10 protein-coding genes are annotated in these 13,926 nt (G+C 64.5%); 7 read left to right on the forward strand and 3 right to left on the reverse strand.

Features of this window, described 5'->3' with window-relative positions; genetic code table 11:
• The first annotated feature begins 129 nt into the window (after positions 1-129).
• Complete coding sequence (locus FDY95_RS08520) at positions 130-1,683, forward strand: hypothetical protein (RefSeq protein ID WP_138076711.1); 1,554 nt, start codon at positions 130-132, stop codon at positions 1,681-1,683.
• 62 nt (positions 1,684-1,745) lie between these two features.
• Here the strand turns inward: FDY95_RS08520 and FDY95_RS08525 are convergent, their stop codons facing one another.
• Complete coding sequence (locus FDY95_RS08525) at positions 1,746-2,036, reverse strand: hypothetical protein (protein ID WP_212744874.1); 291 nt, start codon at positions 2,034-2,036, stop codon at positions 1,746-1,748.
• A gap of 132 nt (positions 2,037-2,168) precedes the next feature.
• Between FDY95_RS08525 and FDY95_RS08530 the strand changes: the two genes are divergently transcribed.
• On the forward strand, positions 2,169-2,597 hold the full coding sequence (locus FDY95_RS08530) for a DUF6799 domain-containing protein (RefSeq protein WP_138076714.1): 429 nt from the start codon (positions 2,169-2,171) through the stop codon (positions 2,595-2,597).
• A gap of 22 nt (positions 2,598-2,619) precedes the next feature.
• Here FDY95_RS08530 and FDY95_RS08535 read toward each other — a convergent pair whose 3' ends face one another.
• Positions 2,620-4,674: a WG repeat-containing protein gene (locus tag FDY95_RS08535; RefSeq protein WP_138076716.1), complete on the reverse strand. Its 2,055-nt coding sequence runs from the start codon at positions 4,672-4,674 to the stop codon at positions 2,620-2,622.
• 142 nt (positions 4,675-4,816) lie between these two features.
• On the opposite strand from FDY95_RS08535, the gene FDY95_RS08540 reads away from it, so the two are divergent.
• Both FDY95_RS08540 and FDY95_RS08545 read left to right on the forward strand, forming a co-directional pair.
• Positions 4,817-5,218: a hypothetical protein gene (locus FDY95_RS08540; protein ID WP_138076719.1), complete on the forward strand. Its 402-nt coding sequence runs from the start codon at positions 4,817-4,819 to the stop codon at positions 5,216-5,218.
• Between the two features lie 92 nt (positions 5,219-5,310).
• Positions 5,311-6,321: a hypothetical protein gene (locus tag FDY95_RS08545; RefSeq protein WP_138076721.1), complete on the forward strand. Its 1,011-nt coding sequence runs from the start codon at positions 5,311-5,313 to the stop codon at positions 6,319-6,321.
• A gap of 212 nt (positions 6,322-6,533) precedes the next feature.
• Here the strand turns inward: FDY95_RS08545 and FDY95_RS08550 are convergent, their stop codons facing one another.
• Positions 6,534-6,998: an RlpA-like double-psi beta-barrel domain-containing protein gene (locus FDY95_RS08550; protein ID WP_138076725.1), complete on the reverse strand. Its 465-nt coding sequence runs from the start codon at positions 6,996-6,998 to the stop codon at positions 6,534-6,536.
• 444 nt (positions 6,999-7,442) lie between these two features.
• On the opposite strand from FDY95_RS08550, the gene FDY95_RS08555 reads away from it, so the two are divergent.
• From FDY95_RS08555 to odhB, 3 genes are all read left to right on the forward strand, one after another.
• Positions 7,443-8,630, forward strand: coding sequence for an L-dopachrome tautomerase-related protein (locus tag FDY95_RS08555; protein ID WP_138076728.1), 1,188 nt, complete (start codon positions 7,443-7,445; stop codon positions 8,628-8,630).
• Positions 8,631-8,861: 231 nt separating this feature from the next.
• Positions 8,862-11,714 (forward strand): 2-oxoglutarate dehydrogenase E1 component, encoded by a 2,853-nt coding sequence (locus FDY95_RS08560; RefSeq protein ID WP_138076730.1) that lies wholly within the window; start codon positions 8,862-8,864, stop codon positions 11,712-11,714.
• 131 nt (positions 11,715-11,845) lie between these two features.
• Positions 11,846-13,510 carry a 2-oxoglutarate dehydrogenase complex dihydrolipoyllysine-residue succinyltransferase gene (odhB, locus tag FDY95_RS08565; RefSeq protein WP_138076733.1) on the forward strand — a complete coding sequence of 555 codons (1,665 nt, stop codon included), beginning with the start codon at positions 11,846-11,848 and terminating at the stop codon, positions 13,508-13,510.
• Positions 13,511-13,926: the final 416 nt, after the last annotated feature.

Raw genomic sequence — 13,926 nt, forward strand, 5'->3', positions numbered from 1 at the left:
ACTTTACGAACAGAGCAGGTTTGCGCTAATGGCGTTGTATTAGCCACATTTATATGTGGGGTCAGGGACATCAGCTTTTTTCTTCCGGCTTGCATTCCATCGGCCACAATGCCGTAGTTTGGCAGTGTCATGGACGACTTACGCACCACCCTCGCCACCTTCTCGCCCGACGACCGGAAGGAATTCCTACGCTTCCTGCAGCGCCAGCGCCGCAAAGAGAAGGGCCGCAAAGACGCGCAGCTCTGCGAGCTCCTCTGGCACAAGCAGGAATACAGCACCGCCGAGCTGCTGGCCCAGCTCTACCCGCCCGCCGAGCCCAACGCCACCGCCTACTACGCCCTGCGCAAGCGCCTGCTGCGGCAAGTCACCGATTTCCTGCTCCTGAAGCAGCGCGACCAGGACTTGACGGCCGCCAGCACCGTGCGCGGGCAGCTCAGCCTGGCCCAGTACCTCTTCGACGCGGGCATTCCGCGCCTGGCCTGGGCCACCCTGCGCAAGGCCGAGAAGCTGGCCAGCCAGAACGAGCAGTACGAGCTGCTCAACACGGTGTATAACCTGCAGATCGAGCACGCCCACGGGGAGCACGCCGAGCCGCTGGAGGAAATCATCCGGCGCCGCAACCGCAACAAGCCCGCCGCCGAGGAGGAGGAGCGCGCCGCCATTGCCTACAGCCTGATGCGCGCCCGCCTGCGCCAGGCCCGCACCCAGGGCCGCTCCGGCGGCGTGGTGGCCTTCGACCAGATCATGCAGGACATCCTGCGCGAGTACGACCTGCAGGACGCTTTCGGCCGCCGCCCCTCGCTGCTCTACCGTCTGCTCTCCATTGCCCGCTCGGCCATGCTGGTGCGCCGCGACTTCGCCTCCTTCGAGCCCTTCGTGCGGCGCTGCTACCACCTGATGGAAAAGCGCCACGGCTTCCAGCCCGCCCACCGCGAGTACCAGCTCGGCCTGCTCTACATGATTGCCCACGCGCAGTACCGCAACCGCCGTTTCCCCGAGTCGGTGGAGTCGTTGCAGCAGCTGCGCGGCCTCATCGAAAGCGGCCCGCGCAGCCACTACAACGAGTTTTACCCGCGCTACATCTTCCTGCTGGCCGCCAACCTAGCCTTCCTGCGCCGCAACGCCGAGAGCATTCAGCTGGTGGAAGAGCTGCTGCGCACCCACGCCCTCACCCCGCGCGACCAGCTCACGGCCCGCCTCGGCCTGGGCTTCCACTACTTCGCCGAGGGCCAGTACCAGCGCACGGCTCATACTCTGCTCACCATCGGCCGCTCCGACCACTGGTGCGAGGAAACCATGGGCGTGGAGTGGCTGCTCAATAAAAATCTGGGCGAGCTGCTGACCCAGCTGGAAATGGGCAACCCCGACGTAGCCACCCACCGCCTGCGCGCCGTGGAGCGCCTCGTGCGCGACCGGTTCGGACCCGACGGCGGCGCCTACCGCTACGTGCTCAGCTACCTGGCCCTGGTGCGCGACATCCTCGACGACCCCGCCGCCGCCAGCCGTCCGGCCTTCGCGGCCCGCGTGGCCGAAATGCCGCGCTTCCTGCCCCTGGAGCGCGAAGACCTGCAGGCCATGAGCTTCTACGCCTGGCTGCGCGCCCGCATGATGGGCCGCCCTTACTACGACGTGCTGATGGAGCTGACCGCCGCCCAGCCGCCCGTTCTGCCGGTGCCCGCCTAACGAAAAAAGCCCGCTCCTGCGTCAGGAGCGAGCCTTTCAGTGAGTCCGAACCGGACCCGGAACTACTGCTTCGGGGTTTCTTCCACCACTTTGGTGGTCGTTTTTTCTACCACCACAGCCGTGTCGCCCTTCTCGGGGGTAGCCATTTCGTTGGCGCCTTCCTTCATTTCGGCGGCAGCCTTGTCGGTGGCATTTTCTACGGCGTTGCCGGCGGCATCTACGTTGGCGGCGGCGTCGTTGGTGGCGCTTTCAGCGGTAGCTTCGGCGTGCTCACCGGTTTTTTCGCTGCACGAAGTGGTAGCGAAGGCGGCAAAAGCGGCTACGGCCAGCAGGGTCTTGAAGGTCATTTTCATGGTTGTCGGTTGTTTTGGTGGATTAGCTGCCCCTTAATACTCGCCCGCCGCCGAAGGTAACCCAAGCCCCAACGGCCCGGCGGAGCGCTGCGTACAACCCCGGTCCCGCCACCGGCCACCTCATCATTGCCAATGCCCGCTTTTCTTTCCTGCCTGCTGACGGCCTTATTGCTCAGCTTAAGCCTCAGCAGCGTCCAGGCCCAGGCCGACGACGGCTTTCTGCGCCGCAACGGCTCCACCTACCTCTTGCGGCACGGACAGCTGCGCCCGCTCACCCAGGAAGTGCACCTGCCCAACGGCCGCACCGTCACGCCCGAGGGCTTCGTGCTTCGCCCCGATGGGGGCCGCACCCAGCTGGCCGAAGGCCAGGGCTGCGACCTGCGCGGCAACCCCGTCGCAAGCCAGCAGCAGGCCAACGGCAGCTGGGCGCTGGCCGCCCCCGCCGCTAGCCCGGCCATACGAGCTGCCTACGCCGTGCCGACGCGCCGCGTACCGCCGGGCCAGCTCAAGAAGTGGTGGAAGCAATTCGGCAAAAAGCACGGCCGCAAGCACGGCGACTGACCACGAGCCCCCAGCCGCCGCGCTATTCGGCCACTTCCTCCCCGTCGCTGTCGATGACGAAGCGGCGGCCGTTCTGCTGCACCCGCGCCCGGCCGTCGGCAAAATCCGTGGCCTGCTCGTAGCGGCCGAAGGGGGCGCTGCTTTGCGTCGTGTCGCTTAGCTGGGCCGGGCTGATGAAGGTGTAGGTGCCATTCTTGCGCACGCGGGCCAGCCCATCGCGAAACGGGTAGGCTTCCTGAAACAGCCGCGGGTGCGCGGGCACGCCGGCCTCGGGGCCGCTGATGTAAAACCAGCCGCGCTGGTCGAGCACCGGCGCGTAGCCCTCGGCGAAGTCGTAGGCGTTGTAGAAGTAGTGGCTGAACTCGCGCCCGTCCGCGTCGACGAAGGTGTACAGGTCGCCTATGCGTACGCGGGCGTAGCCCCCGGCGTAGCTGTTCATGGCGTCGTAGGCTGGCGGCACCACTTCCTGGCCCTCGGCATTCACTGCTCCGAAGGCCCCGTCGCGCTCCACCACCGCCCGCTCGTCCTGAAACGGCTGCACCGAGGCGTACTGCGCCGGTACCACCGGCTCGCCGCGCCGGGCAAAGCCCCAGCGGCCATCAGCCTGGTAAGGCTCCGGCGGCGGACCCTGGAAAACCTGCGTGCCCAGCCACAGCATCAGGCCCAGGCCCAGCACGCCACCCAGCGCCAGCCACAGCCAGTGGTCGGGGCCGGGCATGCGCTGCCGCAGCGGCCCGAGCAGCGGCTGCGCTTTTTCCCGCGCCCATTGCAGCCCGCCGCGCAGCCGCTCCCCCAGCGGTAAGGAAGGGGCGGCAGCGTCAGTAGCCGGTGCCGGACTGGCGGGCGGCACCGCGGCCGGCGCCGGGGCTGGCGGTGTTTTGACGGGCGGTGCCGCCGCTTCCGCAGTTGTTGCCGCGGTGGCGGCCGGAGCCGGCTTGGCCGGAGCTAATGGTTCCGCAGTCCGGACCGGCGCCACTGAGGAAGCGGGCGGACTCGCTGCCGAAGCCGCCGCCACAGGCGCCTGCAGCCGCTGAATCAGCTGCTCCAGCGCGTTGATTTTCGCGTCGAGGTCCTGGTTGCGGCGCTGCCACTCGGCCTGGGCGGCCTGCAGGCGGGCATCCTCGGCAGCTTTGGCTTGGCTTTCGGCCGCTAAGCGAGCTTGCAGCTCGGCCGCGTTGGGGGCGGCCTGCTGCTGGGCCTGGGTTAGCTCGGCGCGCAACTGGGCCATGCTTTGCTCGCGGGCCGCTTCGCGGGCCTCGATGGCCTGGAGCTGCTCGGTAAGCTGGCGCTGCAAAGCGGCCTGCTGCTCTTCCAGCTCGTGTTTCTGGTCTTCGCTGCGGGCGGCCAGGGCGTAGGAGTCGGGCGGCAGTTCGTCCACGTCTTCGGCTCCGAGCCAGCGCCAGAGCTGCCGGGCCGTGTTGTGCACCACCGAGCCCAGCGTAGCCTCCGGTTCCTCCTCGGTGGCCGCAAGCGCGGGCGCCGGGCCGGCTAGCACGGCGGGCAAAGCCGTGGCCAGGTGCTGAATGTCGGCCGCCGTCAGCTCGATTTCGGGTGTGGCCAGCTGGGCCAGGCGGCGGGGCAGGCGGGCCAGCTCGGGTAGCAGCTGCAGCTGCCGGGCTTCGGGCGCGGCCGCCATGCTGGCTTCCACGTCGGGCCCGAAGCGCAGCGGGCCGTCGGTCAGCCATAGGCCCGTCACGAAGCGCGAATTCACCGCTTCCGGCGGCAGCAACGGCTCCAGCAAGGCCAGCACGTCGGGGCTCAGCTGCGCGAAGGCTTGGTAGGGGTTGAGGGCGCCGCCGGGCAGTACAACGGGCAGGCCGGCCAACGACCAGGGCTGCTCGGTGAAGGAAGGAATGCGCAGCTCGCCGCCCGCGCCGGGGTGCAGCAGCAGCAGCGTAAGGCTGTGCGGGCGCACCAATACGGCATCGACCACGCGGCCGTCGGGCAGCGGCAGCGGGCCGGCCAGCAGCGCCGGGGCGTCGGCGGGCAGGCCGCCGCGCAGCGCCTCGCGGACGGCTTCGAAGAGGTGCTGCCGGGCCGGATCGGAAAAAGCAGTAGGCTGAAAAACGTGCAGCATGGGGCAGCAAAGCGAGTGGGTGGCTCCGCCGCGCACCACCGTGGTACCGACCGGGGCCGCCGACCTCAACTTTTTGGAATCAGCCCAAGTATACGCAAGCAGCTCCCGCGCTTGTTCGCCTGACTTTTCACAACCTCTCGCCATGGATTCGCTAACGCCCACCCCCGCTCACACACCCGATTTTCAGGTTCCGCTGGAAGTCACTGACGGCCAGCACTCGGCCCTCATCGACGACACGCTGGCCCTGCTCAGCGACGGGGCGCCCACCCAGGCCAACCAGTACGGGCTGACCGAAATTGACCGGTGGGCCGAAGTGCTGCGCGCCAGCGAAAAGCCTGGCCTGGCCAAAATCATCAAGGAGCTGCAGCACCTGCGCGAGCAGCTCACCAGCTCCGACGCCGACCCGCACGCCGTGGCCGAAACCCTGGCCACGCTGGGCGCCGAAACCGGCAAAGTGGCCGACGAAGCTTCCGCCGGCTACGGTCCGCCGCTGGCCCAGCTCGGCAAGCTGCTCATCAAGCTCGGCTCCTCGCTTTCGCGCTAAGTCCAAAACCCGCGGCCCGGCCGCCGGTTATACGCTGCCCGCCGCACCGAACGTACTGTTCGGCTGCGGCGGGCAGCGTATTTTTGCACCTTATGGCCGCTTCTTCCTCGCCCGACCTCACGCTCTACGACCCCTTCGCCCGCATGCAGCTGGTAGCCCCGGTGTGCTTTTTGTGCGGCACCGCCGTCGACCCGGCCCGCGACAACGTGCCGGTATTCGCCCCCTGGCTGACGCAGCGCTACCAGCTGGCCGACAAGGAAATACGCCTGCTCGACCAGAGCAGCACCACCTTCCGGGAGCTGACGATTCCGTGCTGCCCGCGCTGCCACCACGAGCACGTCGACCGGCTGGAGGCCCGCATCGAGGCTGCCACCGCCGCCGACCCCGCCGGCCTACGGGAGCTGGACGAGCAGACGCTGTTTTTGTGGCTGGGCAAGATGTTCTACGGCATCTTCGTCAACGAGCTGGCCCGGGAGCAGGAGCCGCTGATCAAGCCGCGCTACCCGCTGGCCGAAAACCGCACCCTGTTCAGCCGCTTCCGCTCGTTTTTCCAGGTGTTGCAGGCCCTGCGCGTGCCCATGGAGTTCGACGATTTCCAGCCCGGCTCCCTGTTCATCCTCAACGTCGACCTCGGCCCCGATGAGCCCGCCTTTGCCTACGAGGACGACCTGGCTACCATGGTGTTCAGCGTCCGCCTGGGCCGCGTGGTCGTCATCGGCTGCCTGCTCGACAACGACATGCTGCGCCACGTGATGCAGCGCGTGTACGATGACGCCCTCAGCCGCCCCCTGCATCCGGTGCAGCTGGCCGAGTTCAAAGCGCGCGTGTACTATGGCGCCTACCTGCTCAGCGCCATTCCCGAGTTCTTCCCGCGCCCCGTCAAGCCCGACGACACGGTGCTGGTGATGGATACCTTCCTCGACGACGTGACCGGCTCCGTGTTCAGCCCCTGGGACACCATGGCCTACGCCCAGACTCTGGAAGAGCTCTGGCTGCCCTGGCAGATCAGCCTGCGCGACATCCTGCAGAACCCGCGCGAGCCACTCAGCTACCTCTACGACGCCGACGGCCAGCCCCGTACGCTCACCACCTTCCCGGTATAAGCAGCTCGACGCCAAAACCAGCCAGGGCCTTCCTCCGCGAACGATGCGCGGAAGAAGGCCCTGTTTTTGTTGCGGTTAGTTCGTAAGATGCTGACTATGAGCTTGCGGCAACACGGTGCTTTCCGCTGCCAAAGGTAGCGAAAGGTCACGCGCCAACGGGCAGCGGCTGCTTAGCGGCTGGTGGGTTAGCGAAGAAAGAAAAGCGTGGCTGCTTAACCGGCCTGCCACTCCGGCTGGGGAGCGGGGCGGGCGGGTACCGGCGTCAGGCGCACGTTGTGCCACATATCGGACAGGTGCGCTTCTTTAGCTCCCACGAGCACGTCGAAGCAGTGCTTGTGGCGCCGGGCCATGGTATCATGGATAATGTATACGCCGTCGAGCTGCGGCGAAATGCCGCTTATACGCACCGAGTCGCCGTAATTGAAGGGGCCGCCCCAGTGTTTCAGCAGGTCGCGCGAAAGGGCGGCCCAGCGGCTTTTATGGGTTTGGTGGGGCGAAATGCGGGAGTTGTCGGCCGTGACGAACGGTTCGTCATCGGTTTGCCCGGCTACGGCCATATAAACGGTGGCCGTTACGTGGTAAGTCGGTAGCTTCTTGGGTGGATGATAAGCTACCGCCTCGGGGGCTGGCGCGGGCTTCACTGCGGCCACACGCGGCGCCAGGTGCGCGGTGGGCAAGTGCCGGGGAACGGAAGGAGCAGGGGTGGGGAGGAAAAGGTAAAGCAGAAAAAGCGCTATAGACATGACGTTTGGGTTCGTGCACGCCCTCTTTCACCTGGGGCGGTTAAGGTCCGGCCGTCACGCGGTCGGGAATCATATGAATGAAGGAGGCCCGTTTGGCCTGACTTACCGGGTTCGGAGTTGGTCAAGGTAAATAATTACTGGTTTTAAGCAATAATTTTTATGGTATAAATTATATAAAAGCCGTTTTGGCGCAGCCAGCAGCCAAAAAGAAGTCGTTAAACGGCCGCTTGCTGGAAAGGTTAGTGACGAGCTGCGCACCCGCCAAAGCAGGCGGCTAATAACATCAAACGCCAGGATGCAACCAGCGTAGTAGGGTAGGTCATTGGGCTGCGGAAGCCAGCGCCAAGGCCTTTCTACCCAAACCCAAACCCCCTTGCTATGCGATACTTCGCCAACAACACCCAGGCTGTCCTGCTGCCCATGCTACTCGCGGCGGCACTAGCCGGCTGCAACTCCGGGGCCGACAAAGGTACGACAACCGATTCAAATGCGCCGGCTGACTCCGCGTCCGCCGCTGCCGCTGCCCCCCAAGCGCCGGCCGATTCGCCGCTGCAACTCGTTGGCGAACTGCGTGAACCGCAGTTTGTAGGCGTGGCCGTGCTGCCCGACCAGCGGGTGCTACTCGTCTCGCCGCGCTGGGACTACAACCCCGTCAACCCCATTGCCATCCTCGGCCCCGACAACTCCGTGCAGCCCTACCCCGACGCCAAGTGGTGCACCTGGAACGACTCGGTGCGCACCGAGCCGGAGAAGCACTGGATCAGCCCGCAGGCGGCTACTGTGGATAGGAGCGGCATGCTCTGGGTGCTGGACCCCGCCGCGCCTGGTCTGAAGTACACCGTGCCCGGTGGCCCCAAGCTGGTCAAAATCGACCCCAAGACCAACCAAGTGGTGCAGACCATTCGGTTCGACCAGGCAGTGGCCCCGCGCAAGTCCTACCTGAACGACGTGCGCATCGACCTGGATAACAACTACGCCTACATCACCGAATCCAGCCAGGGCGGTCTGGTGGTGGTTGATTTGAAGACCCAAAAAGCCCGCCGCGTGCTGACCAACCACCCGTCAGTAAAGGCCGAAGACATAAAGCTGAACGTGGAAGGCAACCCCATGCTCGACCCGATGGGCAAGCCCGCCAAGCTGCACTCCGACGGCATTGCCCTCAGCCGCGACAACAAGCACCTCTATTACCACGCCGTGACGGGCTACACGCTCTACCGCATCCCGACGGCAGCTTTGCGCAACGCATCACTGAGTGAGCAGCAGTTGGGCGCCCAAGTCGAAAACCTGGGCAAAACCCCGGCCTGTGACGGGCTGGAAATCGACGCCAACAACAACGTGTACATCACTGCCATCGAGCAGAACGCGGTGGTGCGCCGCACACCTGACGGTAAGATCGAAACGCTGGCCAAGGACGCACGCCTGCAGTGGCCCGATACCTACTTCCTGACACCCGACAACACTTTGTACGTCACGGCTTCGGCCATTCACAAGACGCCGACCTGGAATAAGGGCGTGGGCAAGCAGAACCAGCCCTACCGCCTGTTCAAGATGCAGCTGCCCAAATAGGAACACTCCACCACGGTCCCGCCAACGGCCCGCTCAACTTTGGGCGGGCCGATGCGTTAGCTAAAATTCTTTTCTTGCAGATTACTGCTTGCTTAAAGCGGTTTGGCTAACAATCGGCATTGTTGGGGTGTTGTATTACGTGTTGAAAAACAAGTCTATTCGTGTATGCGAATGTAGATTTGTGCTTAGCTGAATACACCTTACATTTGCCTTCCCACCATAGCCGTTTACATGGACGCATACTCCTATATCGCCAACGCGCATGGCGACTACATCGACCAGCTGTACCAGGCCTACAAGGCTGACCCGGAATCGGTAGACTTCGGCTGGCGCAAGTTTTTTGAGGGCTTCGACTTCTCGCAGACCTACCCCGAAGAGGGCGCTGAGCAAGCTACCGGCACCGGGGTGCTGACCACATCGGCCTCTACCATCGGCACGACGGCCATCGGCCCTTCTGACTCGGTTTCGGCCGACAAGGAAACGGCGGTGCGCAACCTCATCCACGCCTACCGCAGCCGCGGCCACCTGGTGGCCCGCACCAACCCGGTGCGCGAGCGGAAAGACCGGCAGGCTCGCCTGAGCCTGGCCGACTTCGGCCTGAGCGACGCCGACCTGGACACGAGCTTCAAGAACGGCGAGCTGCTGGGCCTCGGCAGCGGCGCCAAGCTGCGCGACATCATCGACGCGCTGCAGAAGATTTACACGCGGACCATTGGGTTCGAGTATATGTACATCCGCGACCCGCAGGTGCTCGATTGGTTCCGCACCAAGGTGGAGAAAGACTCGCTGAGCTTCAACCCCGGTGTGGAGTACAAAAAGCGCATCCTGAGCAAGCTCAACGAGGCGGTGGTGTTCGAGAACTTCCTGCACACGAAGTTTCTGGGCCAGAAGCGCTTCTCGCTGGAAGGCGGCGAAACCACCATTCCCGCGCTGGACGCCATCATTCAGAAGGGCGCCGAGCTGGGCGTGGAGGAAGTCATGATCGGGATGGCACACCGCGGCCGCCTGAACGTGCTGGCCAACATCATGGGCAAGACCTACGAGCAGATCTTCTCGGAATTCGAGGGGACGGCCGTGCCGGACCTGACCATGGGCGACGGCGACGTGAAGTACCACATGGGCTACTCGTCGGAAGTGGACGCGGCCGGCGGCAAGAAAGTGAACCTGAAGCTGGCCCCGAACCCCTCCCACCTGGAGGCGGTGAACCCGGTGGTGGAAGGCTTCGTGCGCGCCAAGCTGGACCACCAGTACGGCGGCGACTTCAAGAAAATCATGCCCATCCTGATTCACGGCGACGCGGCCGTGGCCGGGCAGGGCATCGGGTACGAGGTAACGCAGATGTCGCAGCTGGAAGGCTACAAGACCGGCGGCACCCTGCACTTCGTCATCAACAACCAGGTGGGCTTCACCACCGACTTCGAGGACGCCCGTTCGTCGATTTATTCGACTGACCTGGCCAAAATCATCGATGCGCCGGTGGTGCACGTGAACGGCGACGACCCCGAGGCCGTCGTGTTTGCGGTGCAGCTGGCGACCGAGTACCGCCAGCAGTTCCACGCCGATATCTTCATCGATATGGTGTGCTACCGCCGCCACGGCCACAACGAGTCGGACGAGCCGAAATTCACCCAGCCGGCGCTCTACAACATCATCTCGAAGCACCAGAACCCGCGCGAGGTGTACAACGCGACCTTGGTGCAGCGCGGCGACGTGGACAAGGAGCTGGCCAACCAGATGGACCGCGAGTTCCGCGACCTGCTGCAGGCCCGCCTCGACCTGGTGAAGCAGCAGCCGCTGCCCTACAAGTACCAGCCGCTGGAAAACGAGTGGCGCAGCCTGCGCCGCTCCACCAACGAGGACTTCGCCAAGTCGCCGGAAACGGGTATCAGCGAGGAAGTGGTGCAGAAAGTGGCCAAGGCGCTGACCAGCATTCCGGAAGGCTTCAAGCCCATCAAGCAGATTGAAAACCTGCTGAAGGAGCGCAACAAGATGTTCTTCGAGACGCGGGTGCTCAACTGGGCCGCTGGCGAACAGCTGGCCTACGGCTCGCTGCTGCTCGAAAACCACATCGTGCGCGTGAGCGGCCAGGACGTGCAGCGCGGCACCTTCTCGCACCGCCACGCCGTCCTGCACGACGCCGTTACCTCGGCCCCGTACACCCCGCTGAACCACATCGAGGGCGGACAGCCGGAGGAGCTGCGCATCTACAACTCGCTGCTGAGCGAGTACGCGGTGCTCGGTTTCGAATTCGGCTACGCCATGGCCAATCCCACGGCGCTGGTTATCTGGGAAGCCCAGTTCGGCGACTTCGCCAACGGCGCCCAGACGATGATTGACCAGTTCATTGCCTCCTCGGAAAGCAAGTGGCAGCGCATGAACGGCTTGGTGATGCAGCTGCCCCACGGCTACGAAGGCCAGGGCCCGGAGCACTCCAACGCCCGCCCCGAGCGGTTCCTGCAATTGGCGGCCGAAAACAACATGGTGGTGGCCAACATCACCACGCCGGCCAACTTCTTCCATTTGTTGCGCCGGCAGTTGGTGTGGTCGTTCCGCAAGCCCTGCGTGGTGATGTCGCCGAAGTCCCTGCTGCGCCACCCGCTGTGCGTGTCGCCGGTGGACGAATTCACCAGCGGCACCTTCCGCGAAGTGCTCGGCGACACCTACGCCGACGCGAAGAAAGTGAAGCGCGTACTGCTGTGCTCGGGCAAGGTGTACTTCGACCTGCTCGAGGAGCAAACCAAGTCGGAGCGCAAGGACGTGGCCATCGTGCGCCTGGAGCAGCTGCACCCTTTCCCGCAGACCCAGCTGGCCGAGGAGCTGAAGAAGTACCCGAAGGCCGAACTGGTGTGGGTGCAGGAAGAGCCCGAAAACATGGGCTACTGGAACTTCATGCTCCGCTACATGCGCCGCGAGCTGGCCGACGTGGTAGCCCGCAAGCCCTCCGCTTCGCCCGCCACCGGCTACAACAAGGTGCACGTGCAGGAGCAGAAGCAGATTGTGGCCCGCGCCTTTGAGCTGCCCACGGCCGCCGTGGCCGATAAGAACATCAAAGCCACGGCCGAAGTAGCCAAGAAGCAGGACTAAGCCCGAAGTGGTAGTACGACTCTGAGTCGTACTACCACAATCGTTGAATGACACCTGCCGAGCCGGCAGCGCTACATTCCGCTTCCGCTTTCTAATTTCCCACCATCGACATCATTCCCACCAGCTAGTACATGGCTCTGGAAATCAAAATACCCGCCGTCGGCGAATCCATCACCGAAGTCACCATCGCCAAGTGGCTCAAGAAAGACGGCGAGGCCGTAAAGCGCGACGAAGTCATTGCCGAGCTGGAATCGGACAAGGCCACGTTTGAGCTGCCCGCCGAGGGCGACGGCACGCTGAAAATCCGTGTGGCCGAGGGCGAAACCATCGGCATCGGTACCGTCATTGCCGAAATCGGCGGCGACGGCGCAGCGGCTCCGGCGGCTGAGGCCCCGAAAGCTGAAGCTCCCAAGGCTGACCCCGTCAGCAAAGGTGAGGAAAACCCCAAGGCCAGCGACCAGGCCGGCTACGGCGGCACGCCCGCCGGCGGCGCGGCTTCGGGTACGCCGGCTGCTCCGGCCGCCGCACCCGCTGCTGGCAGCGGCGAAACCAAGGAAATGAAGATTCCGGCCGTGGGTGAGTCCATCACCGAGGTGACGGTGGCCAAGTGGCTGAAGCCCGACGGCGCCCAGGTGGCCCAGGACGAGGTCATTGCCGAGCTGGAATCGGACAAAGCCACGTTTGAGCTGCCCTCCGAAGCGGCCGGCATCCTGCGCCACGTGGCCCAGGAAGGCGAAACCATCGGCATCGGCGCCGTTATTGCCCGCATCGAAGGCGCGGGTGCCGGTGCTCCGGCGGCTGCCCCCGCGGCGGCTCCGGCCCAGGCTGCGGCGGCCGCTCCGGCGGCCCAGGCGGCCACCAGCAGCTCGGCTACCTACGCATCGGGCGTGCCTTCGCCGGCCGCTGGCAAGATTCTCGAAGAGAAAGGCATCAACGCGGGTGGCGTGCAGGGCACGGGCCGCGACGGGCGCATCACCAAGGAAGATGCGCTGAAGGCCCAGCCGCAAGCTGCTGCAGCCCCGGCCCCGGCGGCTGTTCCGGCCGCGAAGCCGGCTGCTGCACCGCAAACTGACAACTCGCAACCGGCAACTGGCAACAGAAATCAGCGCCGGGAGCGGATGTCGAACCTGCGCAAGACGGTGGCCCGCCGCCTGGTGGCGGTGAAGAACGAAACGGCCATGCTCACCACCTTCAACGAGGTGAACATGCAGCCCATCATGGACCTGCGCAACAAGTTCAAGGACAAGTTTAAGGAGAAGAAGGGCGTGGGCCTGGGCTTCATGTCGTTCTTCACCAAGGCCGTGTGCGTGGCCCTGCAGGAGTGGCCGGCCGTGAATGCCCAGATCGACGGCACCGACATCGTGTACAACGACTTCTGCGACATCAGCATTGCCGTATCGGCGCCGAAAGGGCTGGTGGTGCCGGTGATTCGCAACGCCGAGCAGCTCAGCTTCGACGGCATCGAGAAGGAAATTGCCCGCCTCGCCGGCCTGGCCCGCGACAATAAGCTCACCATCGAGCAGATGACCGGCGGCACGTTCACCATCACCAACGGCGGCGTGTTCGGCTCCATGATGAGCACCCCGATCATCAATGCCCCGCAGTCGGCCATCCTGGGCATGCACAACATCGTGCAGCGTCCCATCGCCGAAAACGGGCAGGTGGTCATCCGCCCGATGATGTACCTGGCGCTGAGCTACGACCACCGCATCATCGACGGCCGCGAGTCGGTGTCGTTCCTGGTGCGCGTGAAGGAGCTGCTCGAAGACCCGATGCGCCTGCTGCTGGGCGTGTAAGCGTGGCAGTACGCTAAAAAATAACGGCCCCGTTCTCATCGGAGAACGGGGCCGTTTGCATTGCACGGCGAAGTGAAGCCGGGCTGGCTGATGTTCAAACGTTGTCCGGTTTTGGGAAAGGCTCAATCCGCGTTTATACCGTTATGGGAATAAGTAGCAGGCGCTGCGCAGGGGTAGAAACGGATTTGCGTAATTTTTTTCGGGTTAAAATCAGGTTAAAGGTCAGGCTGTCAAGGTAGTTGTAATTATCGGTGCGAAGTGTTGGCACGCAGGGCAGTGCACGGCCGCAAAATTGTATACCGCCGGTTGTCAGCAAGCATTTTACCCATTGAGGCGGAGCGCTGACTGCCACCTACCCACCCTTATTAGAAGTCGGTGGCTCGGACCAACAACTGTTCCGGACCCCGGCCGATGAT

The organism is Hymenobacter jeollabukensis (genome assembly GCF_005771675.1).
GTDB classification, from domain to species: Bacteria; Bacteroidota; Bacteroidia; order Cytophagales; family Hymenobacteraceae; genus Solirubrum; species Solirubrum jeollabukense.

Excerpts from the sequence above, each read along its gene's own strand:
- FDY95_RS08520 (WP_138076711.1), top strand. The coding sequence starts at position 130 with ATGGACGACTTACGCACCACCCTCGCCACCTTCTCGCCCGACGACCGG.
- FDY95_RS08525 (WP_212744874.1), bottom strand. The coding sequence starts at position 2,036 with ATGAAAATGACCTTCAAGACCCTGCTGGCCGTAGCCGCTTTTGCCGCC.
- FDY95_RS08530 (WP_138076714.1), top strand. The coding sequence starts at position 2,169 with ATGCCCGCTTTTCTTTCCTGCCTGCTGACGGCCTTATTGCTCAGCTTA.
- FDY95_RS08535 (WP_138076716.1), bottom strand. The coding sequence starts at position 4,674 with ATGCTGCACGTTTTTCAGCCTACTGCTTTTTCCGATCCGGCCCGGCAG.
- FDY95_RS08540 (WP_138076719.1), top strand. The coding sequence starts at position 4,817 with ATGGATTCGCTAACGCCCACCCCCGCTCACACACCCGATTTTCAGGTT.
- FDY95_RS08545 (WP_138076721.1), top strand. The coding sequence starts at position 5,311 with ATGGCCGCTTCTTCCTCGCCCGACCTCACGCTCTACGACCCCTTCGCC.
- FDY95_RS08555 (WP_138076728.1), top strand. The coding sequence starts at position 7,443 with ATGCGATACTTCGCCAACAACACCCAGGCTGTCCTGCTGCCCATGCTA.
- FDY95_RS08560 (WP_138076730.1), top strand. The coding sequence starts at position 8,862 with ATGGACGCATACTCCTATATCGCCAACGCGCATGGCGACTACATCGAC.
- odhB (WP_138076733.1), top strand. The coding sequence starts at position 11,846 with ATGGCTCTGGAAATCAAAATACCCGCCGTCGGCGAATCCATCACCGAA.